Genomic DNA, 20,395 nt, shown 5'->3' with positions numbered 1-20,395 from the left:
GCAGCCGCTGACACCACACCTCGCGTGTCCGGGCATGCGCGCGCCCCGGCACCGAAGGGGTGCCGGGGCGTTCGTTGTGCGAACCGGGGAAGGAGGCCGTCGATCCGACGGGGGTGTCAGTCCTCGGTGCCGGAAGCCGTCGCCTTGGAAGCCGTCGCCTTCTTCGCGGTGGTCTTCTTGGCGGTCGTCGTCTTCTTGGCGGCCGTCTTCTTGGCGGCGGTCTTCTTGGCGGCGGTCTTCTTCGCCGGAGCGGTCTTCTTGGCGGCCGCCTTCTTCGCGGTCTTCTTGGCGGGCGCCTTCGCGCGCTTCTCGGCGAGCAGTTCGAAACCACGCTCAGGAGTGATCGTCTCGACGCTGTCGCCGGAGCGGAGGGTCGCGTTGGTCTCGCCGTCGGTGACGTACGGACCGAAGCGGCCGTCCTTGACCACGACCGGCTTGCCGGAGACCGGGTCATCGCCCAGCTCCTTCAGCGGCGGCTTGGCGGCCGCCCGGCCACGCTGCTTCGGCTGGGCGTAGATCGCCTGCGCCTCCTCCAGCGTGATCGTGAAGATCTGGTCCTCGGCCTGCAGCGAGCGCGAGTCCGTGCCCTTCTTCAGGTACGGGCCGTAGCGGCCGTTCTGCGCGGTGATCTCCTGGCCGTCGGTGTCGGTGCCGACGACGCGCGGCAGCGACATCAGCTTCAGGGCGTCCTCAAGCGTCACCGTGTCGAGTGACATCGACTTGAAGAGCGAGGCCGTGCGCGGCTTGACCGCGTTCTTGCCGGTCTTCGGGGTGCCCTCGGGGAAAACCTCCGTGACGTACGGGCCGTAGCGGCCGGCCTTGGCGACGATCGTGTGGCCGGTGGCCGGGTCGGTGCCCAGCTCGAAGTCGCCGCTGGGCTTGGCCAGCAGTTCCTCGGCCAGCTCGACGGTCAGCTCGTCCGGTGCCAGGTCGTCCGGGATGTCGGCGCGCTGGTGCTGCTCGGTGTCCTTCTCGCCGCGCTCGATGTACGGGCCGTAGCGGCCCACGCGCAGCACGATGTCGTTGCCCACCGGGAACGACGACACCTCGCGCGCGTCGATCGCGCCCAGGTCGGTCACCAGCTCCTTGAGGCCGCCGAGGTGGTCGCCGTCGCCGTTGCCGGCGTCGGCCGCGCCGCCGGTGGCGGTTCCCTCGCCGAAGTAGAAGCGCTTCAGCCACGGCACGGCCTTGGCCTCACCCGCCGCGATGCGGTCGAGGTCGTCCTCCATCCTGGCCGTGAAGTCGTAGTCGACGAGCCGCCCGAAGTGCTTCTCCAGGAGGTTCACCACGGCGAACGACAGGAACGACGGCACGAGGGCCGTGCCCTTCTTGAACACGTAGCCGCGGTCGAGGATCGTGCCGATGATCGACGCGTACGTCGACGGGCGGCCGATCTCGCGCTCTTCCAGCTCCTTGACCAGGGAGGCCTCGGTGTAGCGGGCCGGGGGCTTGGTGGCGTGGCCGTCGACCGTGATCTCCTCGGCGGACAGCGCGTCGCCCTCGGCGACCTGCGGCAGCCGGCGCTCGCGGTCGTCCAGCTCGGCGTTCGGGTCGTCGGCACCCTCGACGTAGGCCTTCAGGAAGCCGTGGAAGGTGATCGTCTTGCCGGAGGCGCTGAACTCGACGTCCCGCCCGTCGGCCGCGGTGCCGCCGATCTTCACGGTCACGCTGTTGCCGGTCGCGTCCTTCATCTGGGAGGCGACGGTCCGCTTCCAGATCAGCTCGTACAGCTTGAACTGGTCGCCGGTCAGGCCGGTCTCCGCGGGCGTGCGGAAACGATCACCCGACGGGCGGATCGCCTCGTGCGCCTCCTGGGCGTTCTTGACCTTGGCGGCGTACGTGCGCGGCTGCGGCGGCAGATAGTCGGCGCCGTACAGCTGCGTGACCTGGGCGCGGGCAGCGTTGATCGCCGTGTCGCTCAGCGTCGTGGAGTCCGTACGCATGTACGTGATGTAGCCGTTCTCGTACAGCTTCTGGGCGATCTGCATGGTCGCCTTCGCGCCGAAGCCGAGCTTGCGGCTGGCCTCCTGCTGCAGCGTCGTCGTACGGAACGGAGCGTACGGCGAGCGGCGGTACGGCTTGGACTCGACGGACCGGACGGAGAAGCGGGTGTTCTCCAGGGCGGCGGCGAGGGCGCGGGCGGTCGCCTCGTCGAGGTGGAGGGTGTTCGCGCTCTTGAGCTGTCCCAGGGAGTCGAAGTCACGGCCCTGAGCGACCCGCCGGCCGTCGACGGTCTGCAGGCGGGCGATCAGCGACGACGGGTCCGACGGATCCCCCGCGCGACCGGTCGCGAAGGTGCCCGTGAGGTCCCAGTACTCGGCGGATCGGAACGCGATGCGCTCGCGTTCCCGCTCCACGACGAGTCGTGTGGCGACGGACTGCACGCGGCCGGCCGACAGCCGGGGCATGACCTTCTTCCACAGCACCGGCGAGACCTCGTAGCCGTAGAGGCGGTCGAGGATGCGGCGGGTCTCCTGGGCGTCGACCAGCTTCTGGTTGAGCTGGCGCGGGTTGGCGACGGCCTCGCGGATCGCGTCCTTGGTGATCTCGTGGAACACCATGCGCTTGACCGGGATCTTCGGCTTCAGGACTTCCTGGAGGTGCCAGGCGATGGCCTCGCCCTCCCGGTCCTCGTCAGTGGCGAGGAAGAGCTCGTCGGAGTCCTTCAGGAGGTCCTTGAGCTTCTTGACCTGGGCCTTCTTGTCCGCGTTGATCACATAGATCGGCTGGAAGTCGTGGTCGACGTCCACACCGAGGCGGCGGACCTCGCCGGTGTACTTCTCGGGCACCTCCGCGGCGCCGTTGGGAAGGTCGCGGATGTGCCCGACGCTCGCCTCGACGGTGTAGCCGGGGCCGAGGTAGCCCTTGATCGTCTTCGCCTTGGCAGGCGACTCGACGATGACGAGTCGGCGACCGCCCTGTGCGGTCTCGCTGGTCGGGGACAACTTCGCTCTTCTCTCCGGTCGACGCTGGGGCCTCCCCAGGCCTTGGTCCCGGGGTCGCGGCGTACTGCTGGCTCGTGTGCCGCTGCGGAGTGTGACGCTACATCCCGCTCCCGTGTCAAACGGGAAAAGCCCACAACGGCCACTCGAACGGTAACCCGACTACCGCCATTCCTGCCGCCCGGACTGCCCGGTCACCCCCACGACCCTGTCCGGAGCGTGACGCTCCCCTTACCGTCCGGACATGGCGCGTGCCCGTCTCAGAGCCGGGTCAGACAGTACGCGCCGAGGGTCAGCGCGAGCGTCCCGGCCACGCTCGCGACGGCGGCGGATGCGACCCGACTCACACCGACGGCCACCGGTTCCCGGCGCCGGAGACGGGTTCCGGTCCACACCAGTAGACCGGCCCCGAACAGGGAGAACACCACTCCCGCGAAGATCGCCGGTCCGCTCTCCATCACCCGAGCACCCCTTCCCTGCCGTCGGCTCTGCCCAGCGCCGGGAGGGTGGCACGCGCGGGAGGCGGGCGGGCGACATCGGGGTGAACGGAAGGTCCGCATCCATTCGAACGCACACTCGAACCAAGAGGGCTCCAACCCGGCGCCGATATTTTTCCGGCCGTTTTCCGGAAACGGTTCGGCGCCGCCCTCGACCGGCAACTCCGCCGGGCCCGTGCCCCCGGCATACGACGATTCGCGCGCGGCGATCGGAAGATGATCCGACCGCGCCTACGACGGCACGGGCACCCGGCGTACGGCACCTGCCCGGCACGGCCCCTCGCCGGGCCCCTCACCCGGCACCACGGCACCGCTCCAGCGGCCCTCCCGCGCGTGCCCGCTCAGCCCGCCGGCTCCAGGAAGCCCTGCTCCACCAGCAGCCGGATCTGCGCGGGCGTGCGGTCGCGGAGCACCACCGGGTCCTCGCCGACGAGCTGCGCGATGGCGTCGAGGATGCGGCCCGCGCTCAGCGTGCCGTCGCACACCCCCGCGAACCCGGCACCCACCGTGTCCACCTTCGTCGCCCGGCGCATCCCGCGGTGCTGGCGCAGCACCACATGCTCCGGGTCCTCGGCACCGGGCAGCCCGACCTGCTCCTGGACCACCTCCGGGACGAGCTTGAAACGACTGTCCAGCAGCGCCGCGTCGTCGTGCTCCCGGAGATAGTCGAGCCGCTCGAAGTGCGCCCGGATCGTCTCCCCGAGCGGTTGTTCGACCGGGTGCGGCCACTCCTCCACGGTGACGACGGGCTCGGCGGAGCCGGTCCTGCGCAGGGTGATCCAGCCAAAGCCGACCGCCCTGACCTTGCGCGCCTCGAACTCGTCGAGCCAGGCGTCGTACCGCGCCTGGTACTCCGCCGGGTCCCCACGGTGGTCACCGGCGTCCCTCAGCCACAGCTCGGCGTACTGCGTGACGTCCTGCACCTCGCGCTGCACGATCCAGGCATCGCACCCGCGCGGCACCCACGACCTGAGTCTGTCCTGCCAGTCCTCCCCCGCCACGTGCTGCCAGTTCGCGAGGAACTGCGCGAACCCGCCCTCGTTCAGCCGTTCCCCCGCCTCCTGAACGAGCGAGCGGCACAGATCGTCCCCGCCCATGCCACCGTCCCGGTACGTCAGCCGGGCGCGCGGGGAGATCACGAACGGCGGGTTGGACACGATCAGGTCGAACGTCTCGTCGTCCCGCACCGGCTCGAACAGCGACCCCTCGCGCAGGTCCGCGGCGGGCGCTCCGGAGAGCGCCAGCGTGAGCGCCGTGATGTGCAGCGCGCGCGGGTTGAGGTCGGTCGCCGTCACGCGCGTGGCGTGCTGCGCGGCGTGCAGCGCCTGGATGCCGGACCCGGTGCCGAGGTCCAGGGCGGAGGCGACGGGGGTGCGGACGGTGATGCCGGCGAGGGTCGTCGAGGCGCCGCCGACACCCAGGACGACACCCTCGTCACGCTGCCCGATGCCGCCGGCCCCGCCGACCGCGCAGCCGAGGTCGGAGACGATGAACCAGTCCTCGCCGCCGGGGCCGCCGTACGGCCGTACGTCCACGGTCGCGGCCACCTCGTCGCCGCCCACGCGCCTGAGCCAGCCGGCCTCCAGCGCCTCCTCGACCGGCAGAACGGCCGCCACGCGCGCGTGGGGCACCGGTTGCTGGAGCAGGAACAGCCGTACGAGCGTCTCCAGCGGCGTGTCGCCACGGGTCGCCCGGAGAGCGGGCACGGTCTCGCTGCGGGCCAGCGCCGCGTAGGCGGGCGCGCCGAGCAGGTCGAGCAGCCCGTCGGCGGTGAAGGAGGCGGCCAGCAGCGCGTCCCTCAGTCGCGCGGCGATGTCGGGCCGGTCGGAAGCGGGCAGGGGAGCGAGTCCGGAGTCAGTCACGCCCCCATTGTGGCCCGCGACGGCTGGGTGGGGCCGACTCGCGACGTCGCCCCGGACGGACTCTGCGGCGACGGCCGGACCCGATTCCTGGCGACTGCCCGAGGCCGACCCACGACAACTGCCGGGGCCGACTCGTGACGACTCCCCGGGCCGACCCATGACGACTGCCCTGAGCGATTCCCGGCGGCGGCTCTGGGCCGACCCGCGACGACTACCCGGACCGACTCCCGGCGACTCCCCAGGGCCGACCCGCGACGACTGCCCATACCGACTCCCAGCGACTCCCGAGGCCGCTTTCTCGTGGGCCGTTCGCCGATGTCAGCCGGTTGTCGCGGTCGTCAGCGGACCGTCGCCAGCCACAGCCGCCCACTCGCCGACGTCAGCCGCCCAATCGGCGACGTCAGCCGGCCGTCGCCGACGCCGTCGGCTGTGCGGAACCGGACGCGGTGACCTTGCAGCTGGGCTGCTTGGCCATCGCCTCCTTGACGTCGCCCTGCTCCAGCCGCTTCAGCGCCTCCGTGCCGCTGTCGCTCTGCTTGCCGACCTCCTTGGTCTGCAGGGCGACCTCCTTCAGGCCCTTGGCGAACTTGCCCTGGTCCTTGGTGTTGAGCCCGTCGACCTTCTTCTTCAGGTCGGCGTACGACGTGGAGAGGCCGGCCAGGTTCTTCGCCGCGTCCTGCTGGAGCTTGGCGCCGCCGTCGATCCCGGGGGGCGCTCCGGCGCTGTCGAGGGCGGCGGAGAGCGCCTTGTAACCCTCGGCCATGTCCTGGAAGGCCGCCGCGTACGTCTTCTGGGCGTCCTTGGGCGGGAGGTTGGTGTCCGTGGCGATGGCCGCGATCGAAGCGTTGGCCGCCCTGATCTTCGCGTCCTGCGCGGGCACCGCGTCGCACACCGTCTTGGCCCAGGACACCAGCTTGGGGTCGGGCCCCTTGTCACCGCCGTCGCTGCACCCGGACACCGCCACCACCAGTACCGCACCGCCGGACAGTGCGGCCGCGAGCTTCTTGTTCACCGGATTGGTCCCTTCCATGGCTCTCGGCCCCCGGAATCTACACGCCGGACGCACTCCCTCCCCCTGCCGGGTGCGGCATAAGTCAGTTTTTGTGATCTTTCGCGCCATGGGAGAGAAGGCTCACGACGTGGGTGAGCCCACAGACGACAAGCGGGCGGGCGGCGTCAACACACGCCGCCCGCCCGCCGTCGAGCAGGGCCTTCCTCCTGTCTCGACCGGGTCCCGACCTCCTCCCGGCCTACGAAACCACCGCGGCGTCCGGCGGGTTGGCGACCCGTCCGGCACTGTCGTCCTCGCCGACGGCGATCCCCCGCCGCTTGGAGATGTACACGGCGACGACGATCACCAGCAGCGCGAGGATCGCGATCCCGATCCGCACCCCGAGGTTCTTGTCGTCACCGTAGGAAAACTTGATCACCGCCGGTGCGATGAGCAGCGAGACCAGGTTCATGACCTTCAGCAGCGGATTGATCGCGGGTCCGGCGGTGTCCTTGAACGGGTCGCCGACCGTGTCCCCGATCACCGTGGCCGCGTGTGCCTCGCTGCCCTTGCCGCCGTGGTTGCCGTCCTCCACCAGCTTCTTGGCGTTGTCCCAGGCGCCGCCGGAGTTGGCGAGGAACACCGCCATCAGCGTGCCCGCGCCGATCGCACCGGCGAGGTAGGAGCCGAGCGCGCCGACACCGAGCGTGAACCCGATGAAGATCGGCGCCATGACGGCGAGCAGACCGGGCGTGGCCAGCTCCCGCAGGGCGTCCTTGGTGCAGATGTCGACGACCCTGCCGTACTCGGGCTTCTCGCTGAAGTCCATGATCCCGGGCCTCTCACGGAACTGCCGCCGCACCTCGAACACCACCGAACCCGCCGACCGCGACACCGCGTTGATGGCCAGTCCGGAGAAGAGGAAGACGACCGCGGCGCCCGCGATGAGGCCGACGAGGTTGTTGGGCTGCGAGATGTCCATGGACAGGCTCAGCGGCGAGCCCGGCCCGGTGAGCTTCGCGCCGACGTCCTGCACGTTGGTGGTGATCGCGTCGCGGTACGACCCGAACAGCGCCGACGCGGCGAGGACGGCGGTGGCGATGGCGATGCCCTTGGTGATGGCCTTGGTCGTGTTGCCGACCGCGTCCAGGTTGGTGAGCACCTGCGCGCCCGCGCCCTCGACGTCGCCGGACATCTCGGCGATGCCCTGCGCGTTGTCGGAGACCGGCCCGAAGGTGTCCATGGCGACGATCACGCCGACCGTGGTGAGCAGGCCCGTGCCGGCCAGCGCGACCGCGAACAGCGCCAGCATGATCGACGTACCGCCGAGCAGGAACGCGCCGTACACCCCGAGCCCGATGAGCAGCGCGGTGTAGACGGCGGACTCCAGGCCCACCGAGATGCCGGAGAGGACGACGGTGGCCGGGCCGGTGAGGGAGGTCTTGCCGATGTCCCGCACCGGACGGCGGTTGGTCTCGGTGAAGTAGCCGGTCAGCTGCTGGATGACCGCGGCGAGCAGGATGCCGATGGCCACCGCGACCAGCGCGAGGATGCGCGGATCGCCGTCCTTGCCCTTGATCGCCGCGTCGGTGACGCCGTCGAGGGCGGAGTACTTCGACGGCAGGTAGACGAAGACCGCGATCGCGACCAGCGCCAGCGAGATCACCGCGGAGATGAAGAAGCCGCGGTTGATCGCGGACATGCCACTGCGGTCGGCCCGGCGCGGGGCGACCGCGAAGATGCCGATCATCGCCGTGAGCACACCGATGGCGGGCACCAGCAGCGGGAACGCCAGCCCGGAGTCGCCGAAGGCGGCCTTGCCGAGGATCAGCGCGGCCACCAGGGTCACGGCGTACGACTCGAACAGGTCGGCCGCCATGCCCGCGCAGTCGCCGACGTTGTCGCCCACGTTGTCGGCGATGGTCGCGGCATTGCGCGGGTCGTCCTCCGGAATGCCCTGTTCGACCTTGCCGACCAGGTCGGCGCCGACGTCGGCGGCCTTGGTGAAGATGCCACCGCCCACCCGCATGAACATCGCGATCAGGGCGGCACCGAGGCCGAAGCCCTCCAGCACCTTCGGCGCGTCGGCCGCGTACACCAGCACCACACAGGAGGCGCCCAGCAGGCCGAGCCCCACCGTGAACATGCCGACGACGCCGCCCGTGCGAAATGCGATCTTCATCGCGGTGTGCGAAACGGTGGTGAGATCCTTTTCCGGCTCGCCTTCCGCCGGGGTGGCTTCCCGGGCCGCCGCGGCAACCCGCACATTGCTGCGTACGGCGAGCCACATGCCGATATAGCCGGTGGCCGCCGAGAACGCCGCTCCGATCAGGAAGAACACCGAGCGGCCGGCCCGCTGATTCCAGTCGTCCGCGGGCAGCAGCATGAGCAGGAAGAAGACGACGACGGCGAATACGCCGAGCGTGCGCAGTTGCCGGGCGAGATACGCCTTGGCACCTTCCTGGACCGCCTCGGCGATCCGCTTCATGCTCTCGGTGCCCTCGCCGGCCGCCAGCACCTGGCGCACCAAGATCCCCGCGACCACCAGCGCGGCCAGGGCGACCGCCGCGATGACAGCCACGATGATCCGGTTGTCGTCGGTCAGGACCGCGGCCGCGAGGGATGTGGGGTGACCCAACTGAGGAGTAGAAAGCCCCGCCATTCGTCCTCCTTGACGCTTGGGCTGAGCTCAAGATGTGGACGGATTGTAGGTACCCCCGAGTGATTCAAACAGGGGACGGTAAACAGAATTGGCCTGCATGCACATACAGCAGACTCGAACGATGTAATGCCCCAAAGCCATTGTCGGCCACCTGGACACTTGATCAAATTACCACGGTTCCGATCGTGAATTCTTTCACGAATTCGGCGGTGATCGGAAAAACACGACAGGGGCCCTGCTCGGCAGGGCCCCTGTGCGCTTGTCAGGTGGTTTTGGCGGCTACGGCCAGTCGAGTGAGACCGCTCGCTGCTCGGACCAGACGGGCGGGCTCAGGCGAGTACGGCGGCCGGCGGCGCGGTCGGCCAGGTCATCCGGATCAGCCCGCCGTTCTGCCCGGTGGTGACCTCCACGTCGTCGACGAGGCCGCTGATGACCGCGAGGCCCATCTCGTCCTCCTCGACCTCCGCCTCGGCTTCCTGTCCGGCGCCCGGCGTGTCGCCGCCCGGAGCGGCATGCGGGGCCTCGTCGCCGACCTCGATGGAGAACTGTTTCTCCTCTTCGATCAGCGCCACCTTCACCGGTGCCGTGACGCCACTGCTCTGGTGCAGGCCGACGGCGCGAGAACAGGCCTCGCCCACGGCCAGCCGCACCTCGTCCAGGACGGCCTCGTCCACTCCGGCCCTGCGCGCCACCGCTGCCGCCACCAGCCGGGCGGTCCTGACGTGCTCGGGCAGCGCGCTGAAGCGGAGTTCGACGGTGGCCATGCATCCCCCTCGCGACTACGGGCGTGCGGTCGGGGGCGGGGCCGCCGAGCGCCCACACCCCCTGGTGTACATCTGTGCCCAGGGCCGCAGCATAGGCATCGGCCCAGGACGGGACCGGCCGACGACCGGGCCCCGGAAGGAGCCCGACGCCGGCGACCGGTCCGGGATCGGACAGTGGTCGATCAGTCGGTGGCCGCCACCGCTTCCTCGACCGTGGTGTGGATCGGGAACACCTTGGTGAGGCCGGTGATGCGGAAGATCTTGAGAATGCGCTCCTGGTTGCAGACCAGGCGCAACGAGCCCTCGTGGGCACGAACCCTCTTCAGGCCGCCGACCAGCACGCCGAGCCCGGTGGAGTCGAGGAAGTCCACGCCTTCCATGTCGACGACGAGGTGGAAATTCCCGTCGTTCACCAGCTCGACCAGCTGCTCGCGCAGCTTGGGCGCGGTATATACGTCGATTTCGCCACCGACCTCGACGACCGTACGATCGCCGACGGTACGGGTCGACAGGGACAGGTCCACGGATCCTCCAGCACCTTGCTATCGAGCGGTCGTCCCTCGGGCACCTCGCTTGCGGCCCCCGGGACGTTTCGCCAGCCGCGATGGCATTCAATCACTTACCGGCAGGCGTGCACGACGCCTTGGCTCCATTGTCCGTCACGCCAGTGACACACTCGGTGCCGATGGCCAAGAATCACCGATCCGATCGACCCCAGGCTCACCCGGCCTCCCGCCCGTCCCCGGACACGGTCCTGGGGCGGCTCGCCTCCGGGCCGAGCCGGGCTGCGCGCATCACTCATACGGAGCACTTGCCCCCGCGCGCGGGCCGCCATGCCGTCTGGCCTGACCGGATTCGGCCGGAGGTGATCGCGGCCGTCCAGGCGTGCGGCATCGAGCATCCCTGGGCACACCAGGCGCTGGCCGCCGGGCACGCCCTGGACGGTGACTGCGTGGTCGTCGCCACCGGCACCGCCTCCGGCAAGTCCCTCGCCTACCTCGTGCCCGTCCTGTCCACCCTCCTGGACGGCGCCGAGGCCCCGAATGGCCGTGGCGCCACCGCCCTGTACCTGTCCCCCACCAAGGCCCTCGCGGCGGATCAGTGCCGGTCGGTGAAGGAACTTTCACAACCCCTCGGCACATCGGTGCGGCCGGCCGTGTACGACGGCGACACCCCGTTCGAGGAACGCGAGTGGATCCGCCAGTACGCCAACTACGTCCTCACCAACCCCGACATGCTGCACCGCGGGATACTCCCCTCCCACCCGCGCTGGTCCTCCTTCCTGAAATCGCTCAAGTACGTCGTCATCGACGAGTGCCACACCTACCGGGGCGTCTTCGGCTCGCACGTCGCCCAGGTGCTGCGCCGGCTACGCCGGCTGTGCGCCCGCTACGGCTCCTTCCCCGTCTTCCTGCTGGCCTCGGCGACCGCCGCCGAGCCCGCGGTCGCCGCCCGCCGACTGACCGGTCTGCCCGTCGTCGAGGTCGCCGACGACGCCTCCCCGCGCGGAGAACTGGTGTTCGCCCTCTGGGAGCCCCCGCTCACCGAACTCCAGGGCGAGAAGGGCGCACCCGTACGGCGTACCGCCACCGCCGAGACCGCCGACCTGCTGACCGACCTCACCGTGCAGGGCGTGCGCTCGGTCGCCTTCGTACGCTCCCGGCGCGGCGCCGAACTGATCTCGGTGATCGCCCAGGAGAGACTCGCCGAGGTCGACCGCTCCCTGGCCCGGCGTGTCGCGGCCTACCGCGGCGGCTACCTCCCCGAGGAGCGCCGCGCCCTGGAACGCGCCCTGCACTCCGGCGAGCTCCTCGGTCTCGCCGCCACGACGGCCCTGGAGCTCGGCGTGGACGTCTCCGGCCTGGACGCGGTGGTGATCGCCGGCTACCCGGGCACGCGCGCGTCCCTGTGGCAGCAGGCGGGCCGCGCGGGCCGCTCCGGCCAGGGCGCCCTCGCGGTCCTCGTCGCCCGTGACGACCCGCTGGACACCTTCCTCGTCCATCACTCCGAGGCCCTGTTCGACCAGCCGGTGGAATCCACGGTCCTCGACCCCGACAACCCCTACGTGCTCGCCCCGCACCTGTGTGCCGCCGCCGCGGAGCTGCCGCTGACCGAGGAGGACCTGGACCTCTTCGGCCCGGCCTGCGCGGACGTGCTGCCGCAGCTGGAGGCCGCGAAGCTGCTCCGCCGGCGCACCAAGGCCTGGCACTGGACCCGCCGGGAGCGGGCCGCCGACCTCACCGACATCCGTGGTGCCGGCGGCCGCCCGGTACAGGTCGTCGAGGCCGGCACGGGCCGCCTGCTCGGCACGGTCGACGCGGGCGCCGCGCACTCCACGGTCCACGAAGGCGCCGTCCACCTGCACCAGGGCCGCACCTACCTGGTGCGCTCCCTGGACCTGGAGGACTCGGTCGCCCTGGTCGAGCAGGCGGACCCGCCGTACTCGACGGTCGCCCGCGACACCACGTCCATCTCCATCCTGGAGACGGACACCGAGATCCCGTGGGGTGCCGGTCGTCTGTGCTACGGCTCGGTGGAGGTCACCAACCAGGTGGTCTCCTACCTCCGCCGACGCCTCATCACCGGCGAAGTGCTGGGCGAGACGAAACTCGACCTCCCTCCTCGTACGCTGCGCACACGCGCGGTGTGGTGGACGGTCACCGAGGACCAGCTCGACGAGGCCCGGATCACCCCGGAGATCCTCGGCGGCTCCCTGCACGCCGCCGAACACGCCTCCATCGGCATGCTGCCCCTCTTCGCGACCTGCGACCGCTGGGACATCGGCGGCGTGTCCGTGCCCCTGCACCCCGACACCCTCCTGCCCACGGTCTTCGTCTACGACGGCCACCCCGGCGGCGCCGGATTCGCCGAGCGCGCCTTCCACACCGCCCGCGCCTGGCTCACCGCCACCCGCGAGGCCATCGCCTCCTGCGAGTGCGAGGCCGGCTGCCCGTCCTGCATCCAGTCCCCCAAGTGCGGCAACGGCAACGACCCACTGCACAAGAGGGGCGCGGTACGACTGCTCACCGTGCTGCTGCGGGAGGCGCCGGAGGAGGCGGGAGCGGCGGAAACGGCGGGAGGCTAGGCGAGGAGGGGCAAGCGGCAGGGCCGGAGGCGCCGGGACGCCAGGCGGTGGGGCTTGGGAGCCGCCCAGACACCAAACGGTGGAGCCGGACAGCCACCCCGACGCCAAACGGGGGAGCCGGGGAACCTCCGGGACATCAGGCGGCGTCAGGGCCTCGGACCCGCTCGGCGTGGCGGACGGCACGGCCTGGGAGCCCCCGCACATCAGGTGGCAATCCCTAGGATCTGTCCGGTGCGGCGCGGGGCGCGGCACCGGAGTCGCCCCGGGTGTCCGGCCGCACGGCCTGGGAGCCGGGCTGGCCGCCGGGCGACCCAACCGGCGAGCCACCCGTGACGCCGGGCGAAGGTACCGAGGAGCCGTCCGGCACGCCGGGCGGTACCGGACCTGCCGGTCCCGCTTTCGCTCTGACCTCCGCCGTGAACGGCGCCCTTCCTGCGGCCGCCGTCACATCGGACGTGTCGCCCACGATCGCGCACCGCACCAGCCGTACTCCCTGGGCCGCCGCCAGCCGTTCGGCCCGGGCGCAGGCCTCCGTGCCGCCCTCGGCCCAGTGGTCCGCCGCCGCGAGCGCGGCCAGGTCGGCGCCGCCGGCCGCCCGGTGCCGTACGACGACGGCCTGCCCGAGGGCCAGCACGGCGCCGAACACCACGCACAGCACGGCGATCGCCCCCAGGCTCCAGACGGTGGCGGATCCCCGGTCGGAGTCCGACGGCCGGTCCGGCCGCGCGCGCCCGTCACACCGCGCTTCCTCACGGCGCCTCCGGCTGGACCCCTGCCCCGGGTCCAGGCCTTCACAGCACCGGCCTTCACAGCACCCCGAGCCGGATTCCTCCCTCCGGTCGGGGCACCCGCGCCCTCTCTTCCGCGCCTCCTCGCAGCCCTCCCGCCGGGTCGCGCATCGACCGTCGGCAGGCACCCGTTCGCCGGTCGGCACACTCCGGCATCTCATGGCTCCGTCCCCCTCGGTCCCACCGTGTCCTCGGCGAGGGCCACGGCCTCCTCTCGGACCTCGAACGGCAACCCACTCAGCACCGGCGGCTTGGCCGCGACCGTCACCCGGACCTGGTCGCCCTCGCGTGCGACGGTCACCCGCGCTCCTCTCGGCGCCGCTTCCCGGGTCACCGTCACCACCGCGTCGGCCGGGTCCTGCCGGGCGGCTGCCCGGGCGCCCGCACGCGCCGCGTCCACGCACTCGATCTGCGCCGCCACCACGAGCAGCCCCCAGACCAGCGCCATCGTGAACGCCACCAGCACGGACAGCACCACGGCCGCCTCCGCGGTCACGAACCCACGGTCCCCACCTCGCTCACATCCGCGCACTGAGGGCCTTCTTCACGATGGTCTGCAGTTCCGCCTGGACCTGGCCGCTGGTGACGACCTTGTAGAGCAGCAACGCGAACCCGACGGCCGCGATGATCCCCATGGCGTACTCGGACGTCACCATTCCGCCGTCCTGACGGCAGGCTCCGCGCACCCGGACGGCCACTTTCCTGATCTTCTCGAACATTTCAACCCCCGTGAGGCTTCTGGTCTGTTGTGTTTCGCTGTGGTTGTGCTTCGTTGTTGTTGTCGTGTGGTCGTTGTCGTCGGTCTTCGCGCTTACCTGACGTCTGCCTGCCGGTTCGCTCCCGATGCCCTCAGCTCCCTCCCATCACCCCGCCCGCCAGTCCGATCACGACGGGCAGCACACCGACCGCGATGAACGCGGGCAGGAAGCACAGGCCGACCGGCGCCGAGATCAGTACGCCCGCCCGGCGCGCCCGGGCCGTCGCCGTACGGGCCCATTCCGCGCGTGCGTCCGACGCCAGCCGGGCGACCGGGCCGGCCGCGGGCAACCCGGACTCGTCGGCCCGCTCCAGCAGCCGCGCCAGCGCACCGGCACCGGGCAGCGCCGCCAAGCCCCGCCAGGCGTCGGCCGGTTCACCGCCGAGCCTGACCTCCGCCGCGCCCCGTGCCAGCGCTTGCCCCACGGGTCCGCCGAGGGCCTCCCCCACCGCCTGGGCGGCGAGCACCGGACCGGCACCAGCCGCGATGCAGGCGGCCAGCAGATCGGCGGCCAGCGGAAGTTGGCGCGCTGCCCCAGCCGTATCGGCCACCTCTCGCTGCCCGGCCGCCACCTGACGACCCCGCCACCGCCACACGACCGCGCCCACGCTCAGTCCCAGCACCGCACCGACGATCCCGCCGACCAGCACCCACACACCGCACGCCGCACCGGCCGCCGGCAACCACCGCCGCCGAACGACGTCCGGAATCGTCAACCCGGCTGTCCGATCAGGCACTTCGAAGCCCAGCAGCTCGGCCACCCGGCGCCGCGCCCGTCGTCGTCGCCGCGCCAGCTCAAGGCGCCGGACACCCCAGCCGAGGACCAGCGCAACGACCACCGTCGTCCCCAGCCTGTGGATGACTTCCCCGCTCATGCCGCTCGTCCCTTCCCCGCCCTTCGGTCATTCGGGCTACTCGCCCCCTCCACACGGCGCACCTCACACGGCCTCCGCCCCTCGCACGATCCGCATCGACCACCACATCCCGGCCGTCTCGAACACCGCTCCGGCCGTCAGGCAGCCGAGGCCCGCGCCGCTGTGCAGCAGCACGCGCAGCGGGTCCGCCCCCATGGCCGTACCGAGGAGCAGCCCGAGGGCGGGCAGTGCGGCGAGCAGCACCGCGGTGGCCCGAGCCCCCGACAACTGGGCGCGCACATCGGCCCGTTGGTCCCGTTCGGCGCGCAGGGCCCCGTCCAGCCGGTCCAGGCCGGTGGCGAGTCCGGCGCCCTGGTCCACGGCCACCCGCCAGCACGCGGCGAGTCCGAGCAGACCCTCCGCCCCCGGCTGCCGGGCCGCCACGGCGAGCGCGCCAGGGACGTCTCCGCCGAACCGCGCCGCGGCCACCACGGCGGCCTGCGCGTCGCCGAGTCCGCCGGAGTCCCGCGCGGCCCGCACCAGCGCCTCCCCCGGCTGCCGTCCTGCCCGCACCTCCCCGGCGAGCCCGCCGCACAGGGCGATCACCGCGTCGGCCCGCCGCTCCCGGGTGCGCCGGGCCTGCCGGGCCAGCCGCATCCGGCGCAGCACCGGCACCCCGACGGCCCCCGCGACCACCGGAATCACCGAGGCACCCAGAAGCGCGATCCCCAGCCCGGCGACGAGCGCCCACCACTCGGCTCCCCATCGGCCGCACCGGCGTCGAAGCTCCGCGAGGACCTGCTCCCGGACGGGCGGCCCGGTCGCCACCACCCCGCCGCCGGCCAGCAGCAGCCGTGCCCGCCGCATCCCGTAGTGCCGCCCGCCCAGCAGCCACACCAAGGCACCGAGACAGACCAGCGCGGCCCCCATGGACGTCTCACCGATCACTTCCGTCACTCCTCTCATCACTGCCGACCTCAACTGACCCGACGAAGCCCGCTGACCCGCCCAAACTCACCGAGCCGCCGAAACTCACTGACCCGCCACTGGCCGCAGAACGCACGGACCCGCTGAACCACCCGCCATTGCCCCCACCGAACGCACCGCCCCCGAGGACACCGCCTCCCGAACGCACATGACCCACGAACCCACTCGCCGGACCGCACCGGACCCCCTCACACCACCCGCCCGCCACCGCGCCCCTCACTCACCTCGGAACTCCCCCGCGTCCCCCACCAGTTGCCGCAACCGCCCCCACCCCCGCTCCCGCACGAACGCCCGCTCGCCCCAGCGCAGAGCCGGTACCGTCCGCACCAGCCCGGTGGTGTCCCGTTCCAGCACGTGCACCTCGGCGATCCGGCGCCGCCCGGACCGGTCCCGTACCAGGTGCACCACCACGGAGAGGGCCGCCGCCAACTGGCTGTGGAGTGCGGCACGGTCCAGCCCCGCGGCTGTGGCCAGCGCCTCCAGCCGGGCCGGTACATCCGCCGCCGCGTTGGCGTGGACCGTGCAGCAGCCGCCTTCATGGCCGGTGTTGAGCGCCGCGAGCAGATGCACGACCTCGGGGCCGCGCACCTCGCCGACGACCAGCCGGTCCGGCCGCATCCGCAGCGCCTGCCGCACCAGGTCCTCCAGGGTGACCAGACCGGCGCCCTCCTGGTTGGCGGGCCGGGTCTCCAGTCGGACGACGTGGGGGTGGTCCGGCCTCAGCTCGGCCGAGTCCTCGGCGAGCACGATCCGCTCGCCCGGCCCGACGAGCCCGAGCAGGGCGCTGAGCAGCGTGGTCTTGCCGCATCCGGTGCCGCCGCTGACGAGGAAGGACAGCCGGGCGTCGAGCAGTGCCCTCAGGATCCGGTCGCCGCCGGGCGGCACCGTGCCGGCCGCCACGAGCTCCTCCAGTGTGAAGGCCCGGGGCCGTACCACCCGCAGGGCGAGGCAGGTGCAGCCGACGGCGACCGGGGGCAGCACCGCGTGCAACCGGGTGCCGTCGGGCAACCGGGCGTCGGCCCAGGGCCGGGCGTCGTCCAGTCGGCGTCCGGCCACGGCGGCCAGCCGCTGCGCGAGACGCCGTACGGCCGCCGCGTCGGGAAAGGTCACCGGGGTCAGCTGCAGGCCGCCGCCGCGGTCCACCCAGACCCGGTCCGGGGCGGAGACAAGGACGTCGGTGACGTCCGGGTCGGCGAGCAGCGGTTCCAGCGGGCCGGTGCCGACGAGTTCTGACCGCAGGTGCGCGGCCGCGCCGAGGACTTCCGCGTCGCCGAGCACCCGGCCCTGTTCGCGCAGGGCCTGGGCCACGCGCGCGGGGGTGGGTTCGGCGCCGCTCTCGGCGAGCCGGCGGCGGACGCCGTCGAGCAGGGCCGCGCCGTCGGCCCGGTCGAGTCCGGGCAGCGTCATCGGATGCCTCCCGCCTCGACCAGCGCGCGCTCCCAGAAGTGCGCGCAGAAGCGGGCGAGCGGTCCCCGCCCGGTCGCGCCCGGCGGTTTCGCGCCGCCCCGCGGGCGCAGCAGCGCCGGTTCGACGGGCACCTCACCGGCCAGCGGCAGGCCGAGCAGCCGGGCCACCTCGTGGTCGTCCAGGCCAGGGGCGTACGGCCCGCGGACCGCCACCCGCAGGTCCCGTACGACCATTCCGACGACGGAGGCGACGCGGCCCGCGGCTGCGACGGCCCGCAGTTCGGCCGGAACGACGAGCAGGGCCATGTCGAGCTGGGCGAGGGCCTCGGCGACCGGGTCGTCGAGGCGGCGGGGCAGGTCGACGACGACCGTGCCGCCGCGCCGCCGGGCGGCCGCCAGCACCGCGCGGACCGCGGGAGGCGGGATGGCGACGCAGTCGCCGCGGTCCCAGCTCAGCACGCGCAGGGAATGCAGCTCGGGAAGCGACTCCTCCAGGGCGCCGCCGCCGACCCGGCCCCGGGAAGCGGCGAAGGCGGGCCAGCGCAGCCCTTCGGCGCTCTCACCGCCGAGGAGTACGTCGAGTCCGCCGCCCAGCGGATCGGCGTCCACCAGGAGGGTGCGCAGTCCCTCACGCGCGGAGGTGACGGCGAGCGCACAGGCGAGCGTGGACGCGCCGGCCCCTCCCCGGCCGCCGATCACCCCGACGGTGAGGGCCGGGCGGCCGATGCCCTCGGCGACGTCGGCGATGCGGTCGACCAGCCACGGTTCGCCGTCGGGGAGCATCAGGACGTGGTCGGCGCCGATCTGGACGGCTCGTTTCCACACTCCCGGGTCGTCCTGGTCGCGGCCCACCAGCACCACCCCCGGCCGGCGCGCGGCCCCGAGCATCCGGTGCGCGGCGTCGTCGCCGACGAGCACGAGCGGGGCGGCCGCCCAGCCGCCGCCGGATTCCGGTACGCCGTGGTGGACTTCGGGTGTGGCGCCCGCCGCCGCGCACAGGCGCAGCAGATCGTCCAGGAGGACGGCGTCCTCGGTGACGATGAGCGGCCGTCCGGGCCGGTCGGCGGGGCCGGGCGGCGGGTCGTGGGTGACGGTTCCGGTCACGGGTGTTCCCCCTTCGCTGCGCGGGCCGCGCAGCCCCTGCGGCCACGCGATTCCCAAAGGTGTGAAGAACCGGCAAGCGGCCTCCATATGAACGGCCGATAGGAACCGGCCATACGCGCTCCGGCAATCGGACCCGGCCATGAACTCGCCGCAGCCGGAAGCGCTGGAATCACGGTGCAGCGATCCGCGAAATAATGTGGATCTTGGTCGATAACTGTGGACAACCCGGACCCTGTGAATATCTCCGTCACCCATACCGGTGACCCCCGTGCTGATCCGTGTGCGATATCCACAGAGCAGTCTGACGATTACATAGCGTGACCAATCGTGGGCATGCCAAGAGTGCCGCCACGGAGGCGCGGCGCCGGCCGTACGACTGCGGGAAGAAAGAGGAGGAGGGAGAAAACCCATCCGGACATGCGACGACCCCCGCCGGGGGGGGAGAGCGGGGGTCGTCCCCACGGCCGACTCGGGGGGGGAGGAGTCGGACCGGGTTAGCACGGTCGCGAACGATCCGTGACTTCCATGGTGTACCCGAGAGCCCTCTCAGGCAAACCCACGCGCCCCACCTTACGCCGAATGGTGGGCGCCTATGCTCAGGGGCGTGGAAAACCACTCCTTGCCCCGCGCAGCGGCCTTCTTTGACCTGGACAAGACGGTCATTGCGAAGTCCAGCACGCTCACCTTCAGCAAGTCCTTCTACCAAGGCGGGCTGATCAACCGCAGGGCCGCGCTGCGTACCGCATATGCCCAGTTCGTCTTCCTGGTCGGCGGTCTGGACCATGACCAGATGGAGCGCATGCGCGAGTATCTTTCCGCGCTGTGCCGCGGCTGGAACGTCCAGCACGTACGGGAGATCGTCGCCGAGACCCTGCACGAGCTGATCGACCCGATCATCTACGACGAGGCCGCCTCCCTCATCGAGGAGCACCACGCGGCCGGCCGGGACGTGGTGATCGTGTCCACCTCGGGCGCCGAGGTGGTCGAGCCGATCGGGGAACTGCTGGGCGCGGACCGAGTGGTCGCCACCCGCATGGTCGTCGGTGAGGACGGCTGCTTCACCGGAGAGGTGGAGTACTACGCCTACGGCCCGACGAAGGCCGAGGCCGTCAGGGAGCTGGCCGCGTCCGAGGGCTACGACCTCGACCGCTGCTACGCCTACAGCGACTCGGCGACCGACCTGCCGATGCTCCAGTCCGTCGGGCACCCGCACACCGTGAACCCGGACCGCGCGCTGCGCCGCGAGGCACTCGCGCGCGGGTGGCCGATTCTGGCGTTCCGCCACCCGGTCCGCCTCAAGAAGCGGCTGCCCGCGTTCTCCGTCCCGCCCCGCCCGGCACTGGTCGCGGCGGCGGCCATAGGAGCGGCGGCGGCGACCGCCGGCCTCGTCTGGTACACGAACCGGCGCCGTGGCACCGCCTGAACCGCGCCCGTTTCGCCCTGTTTGAAGCTGAAAGTAAAGAAGTGCAGGCAGGGGTTCCGCTTCCTCCCTGCTCGCGGTACAAAGAACCTAGGCCCGCGAGACCAAAAGGACATCCGCGAGGATCCCCTACTACTACGCATTGGCCCCACGGACCCAGCATGAACACCGGGCACCCACGCGACGTCGACCCGTCGATTACGGGCCAGCCGCACCAGGTGACGGGCAAAGAATCCCGACCTGATGGGCGACATATCGAGGACGCCTGGTAACCCG

16 protein-coding genes are annotated in these 20,395 nt (G+C 71.8%); 2 read left to right on the top strand and 14 right to left on the bottom strand.

Going from position 1 to position 20,395, the window contains the following annotated elements:
- Positions 1 to 116 precede the first annotated feature (116 nt).
- The 7 genes from topA to bldG form a co-directional block, all read right to left on the bottom strand.
- Positions 117 to 2,945 carry a type I DNA topoisomerase gene (topA, locus tag OO52_RS18640; protein WP_030651338.1) on the bottom strand — a complete coding sequence of 943 codons (2,829 nt, stop codon included), beginning with the start codon at positions 2,943 to 2,945 and terminating at the stop codon, positions 117 to 119.
- A 257-nt stretch (positions 2,946 to 3,202) separates the two neighbouring features.
- Positions 3,203 to 3,400 carry a hypothetical protein gene (locus OO52_RS18635; RefSeq protein WP_030651334.1) on the bottom strand — a complete coding sequence of 66 codons (198 nt, stop codon included), beginning with the start codon at positions 3,398 to 3,400 and terminating at the stop codon, positions 3,203 to 3,205.
- Between the two features lie 380 nt (positions 3,401 to 3,780).
- Positions 3,781 to 5,301 (bottom strand): N5-glutamine methyltransferase family protein, encoded by a 1,521-nt coding sequence (locus OO52_RS18630; RefSeq protein ID WP_030651330.1) that lies wholly within the window; start codon positions 5,299 to 5,301, stop codon positions 3,781 to 3,783.
- Between the two features lie 400 nt (positions 5,302 to 5,701).
- Positions 5,702 to 6,313: a hypothetical protein gene (locus OO52_RS18625; protein ID WP_030651325.1), complete on the bottom strand. Its 612-nt coding sequence runs from the start codon at positions 6,311 to 6,313 to the stop codon at positions 5,702 to 5,704.
- A gap of 238 nt (positions 6,314 to 6,551) precedes the next feature.
- Positions 6,552 to 8,954, bottom strand: a complete 2,403-nt coding sequence (locus tag OO52_RS18620; RefSeq protein WP_030651322.1) for a sodium-translocating pyrophosphatase — start codon at positions 8,952 to 8,954, stop codon at positions 6,552 to 6,554.
- A gap of 329 nt (positions 8,955 to 9,283) precedes the next feature.
- Positions 9,284 to 9,718, bottom strand: a complete 435-nt coding sequence (locus tag OO52_RS18615; protein ID WP_030651319.1) for an ATP-binding protein — start codon at positions 9,716 to 9,718, stop codon at positions 9,284 to 9,286.
- A gap of 182 nt (positions 9,719 to 9,900) precedes the next feature.
- Positions 9,901 to 10,242 carry an anti-sigma factor antagonist BldG gene (gene bldG, locus OO52_RS18610; protein ID WP_014674042.1) on the bottom strand — a complete coding sequence of 114 codons (342 nt, stop codon included), beginning with the start codon at positions 10,240 to 10,242 and terminating at the stop codon, positions 9,901 to 9,903.
- A gap of 80 nt (positions 10,243 to 10,322) precedes the next feature.
- Between bldG and OO52_RS18605 the strand changes: the two genes are divergently transcribed.
- Entirely contained in the window at positions 10,323 to 12,803 is a 2,481-nt protein-coding gene (locus OO52_RS18605; RefSeq protein WP_078876873.1) for a DEAD/DEAH box helicase, read from the top strand.
- A gap of 217 nt (positions 12,804 to 13,020) precedes the next feature.
- On the opposite strand, the gene OO52_RS54575 is transcribed toward OO52_RS18605, so the two are convergent.
- From OO52_RS54575 to ssd, 7 genes are all read right to left on the bottom strand, one after another.
- Complete coding sequence (locus OO52_RS54575) at positions 13,021 to 13,752, bottom strand: Rv3654c family TadE-like protein (RefSeq protein WP_420711404.1); 732 nt, start codon at positions 13,750 to 13,752, stop codon at positions 13,021 to 13,023.
- A complete protein-coding gene (locus OO52_RS18595) occupies positions 13,749 to 14,087 on the bottom strand; it encodes a TadE family type IV pilus minor pilin (protein WP_030651313.1) in 339 nt (112 codons plus the stop codon). Before OO52_RS18595 ends, OO52_RS54575 begins: the two co-directional genes overlap by 4 nt.
- 22 nt (positions 14,088 to 14,109) lie before the next feature.
- Complete coding sequence (locus tag OO52_RS18590) at positions 14,110 to 14,310, bottom strand: DUF4244 domain-containing protein (protein WP_030651312.1); 201 nt, start codon at positions 14,308 to 14,310, stop codon at positions 14,110 to 14,112.
- A gap of 130 nt (positions 14,311 to 14,440) precedes the next feature.
- Positions 14,441 to 15,223, bottom strand: a complete 783-nt coding sequence (locus OO52_RS18585; RefSeq protein WP_030651311.1) for a type II secretion system F family protein — start codon at positions 15,221 to 15,223, stop codon at positions 14,441 to 14,443.
- A 63-nt stretch (positions 15,224 to 15,286) separates the two neighbouring features.
- On the bottom strand, positions 15,287 to 16,168 hold the full coding sequence (locus tag OO52_RS18580; RefSeq protein WP_030651310.1) for a type II secretion system F family protein: 882 nt from the start codon (positions 16,166 to 16,168) through the stop codon (positions 15,287 to 15,289).
- A 237-nt stretch (positions 16,169 to 16,405) separates the two neighbouring features.
- Complete coding sequence (locus OO52_RS18575) at positions 16,406 to 17,596, bottom strand: TadA family conjugal transfer-associated ATPase (protein ID WP_030937648.1); 1,191 nt, start codon at positions 17,594 to 17,596, stop codon at positions 16,406 to 16,408.
- The gene (gene ssd, locus OO52_RS18570; RefSeq protein ID WP_030648530.1) at positions 17,593 to 18,699 is read right to left on the bottom strand and encodes a septum site-determining protein Ssd; all 1,107 of its coding nucleotides are present in this window, start codon (positions 18,697 to 18,699) and stop codon (positions 17,593 to 17,595) included. Before ssd ends, OO52_RS18575 begins: the two co-directional genes overlap by 4 nt.
- A gap of 592 nt (positions 18,700 to 19,291) precedes the next feature.
- On the opposite strand from ssd, the gene OO52_RS18565 reads away from it, so the two are divergent.
- The gene (locus tag OO52_RS18565) at positions 19,292 to 20,122 is read left to right on the top strand and encodes an HAD family hydrolase (RefSeq protein ID WP_030648527.1); all 831 of its coding nucleotides are present in this window, start codon (positions 19,292 to 19,294) and stop codon (positions 20,120 to 20,122) included.
- Positions 20,123 to 20,395 lie beyond the last annotated feature (273 nt).

It is taken from the genome of Streptomyces flaveolus, assembly GCF_000716535.1.
In the GTDB taxonomy this organism is placed as follows: domain Bacteria; phylum Actinomycetota; class Actinomycetes; order Streptomycetales; family Streptomycetaceae; genus Streptomyces; species Streptomyces flaveolus_A.
The sequence above is the reverse complement of the archived record's forward strand: the minus strand, read 5'-3'. Positions and strand labels throughout refer to the sequence as shown.

What these genes read in the sequence shown, in the direction of transcription:
- OO52_RS18635 (WP_030651334.1), bottom strand. Translation starts at nt 3,400, where the DNA reads ATGGAGAGCGGACCGGCGATCTTCGCGGGAGTGGTGTTCTCCCTGTTC.
- OO52_RS18620 (WP_030651322.1), bottom strand. Translation starts at nt 8,954, where the DNA reads ATGGCGGGGCTTTCTACTCCTCAGTTGGGTCACCCCACATCCCTCGCG.
- OO52_RS18615 (WP_030651319.1), bottom strand. Translation starts at nt 9,718, where the DNA reads ATGGCCACCGTCGAACTCCGCTTCAGCGCGCTGCCCGAGCACGTCAGG.
- OO52_RS18605 (WP_078876873.1), top strand. Translation starts at nt 10,323, where the DNA reads ATGGCATTCAATCACTTACCGGCAGGCGTGCACGACGCCTTGGCTCCA.
- OO52_RS54575 (WP_420711404.1), bottom strand. Translation starts at nt 13,752, where the DNA reads ATGAGATGCCGGAGTGTGCCGACCGGCGAACGGGTGCCTGCCGACGGT.
- OO52_RS18590 (WP_030651312.1), bottom strand. Translation starts at nt 14,310, where the DNA reads ATGTTCGAGAAGATCAGGAAAGTGGCCGTCCGGGTGCGCGGAGCCTGC.
- OO52_RS18585 (WP_030651311.1), bottom strand. Translation starts at nt 15,223, where the DNA reads ATGAGCGGGGAAGTCATCCACAGGCTGGGGACGACGGTGGTCGTTGCG.
- OO52_RS18580 (WP_030651310.1), bottom strand. Translation starts at nt 16,168, where the DNA reads ATGAGAGGAGTGACGGAAGTGATCGGTGAGACGTCCATGGGGGCCGCG.
- OO52_RS18575 (WP_030937648.1), bottom strand. Translation starts at nt 17,596, where the DNA reads ATGACGCTGCCCGGACTCGACCGGGCCGACGGCGCGGCCCTGCTCGAC.
- OO52_RS18565 (WP_030648527.1), top strand. Translation starts at nt 19,292, where the DNA reads ATGCTCAGGGGCGTGGAAAACCACTCCTTGCCCCGCGCAGCGGCCTTC.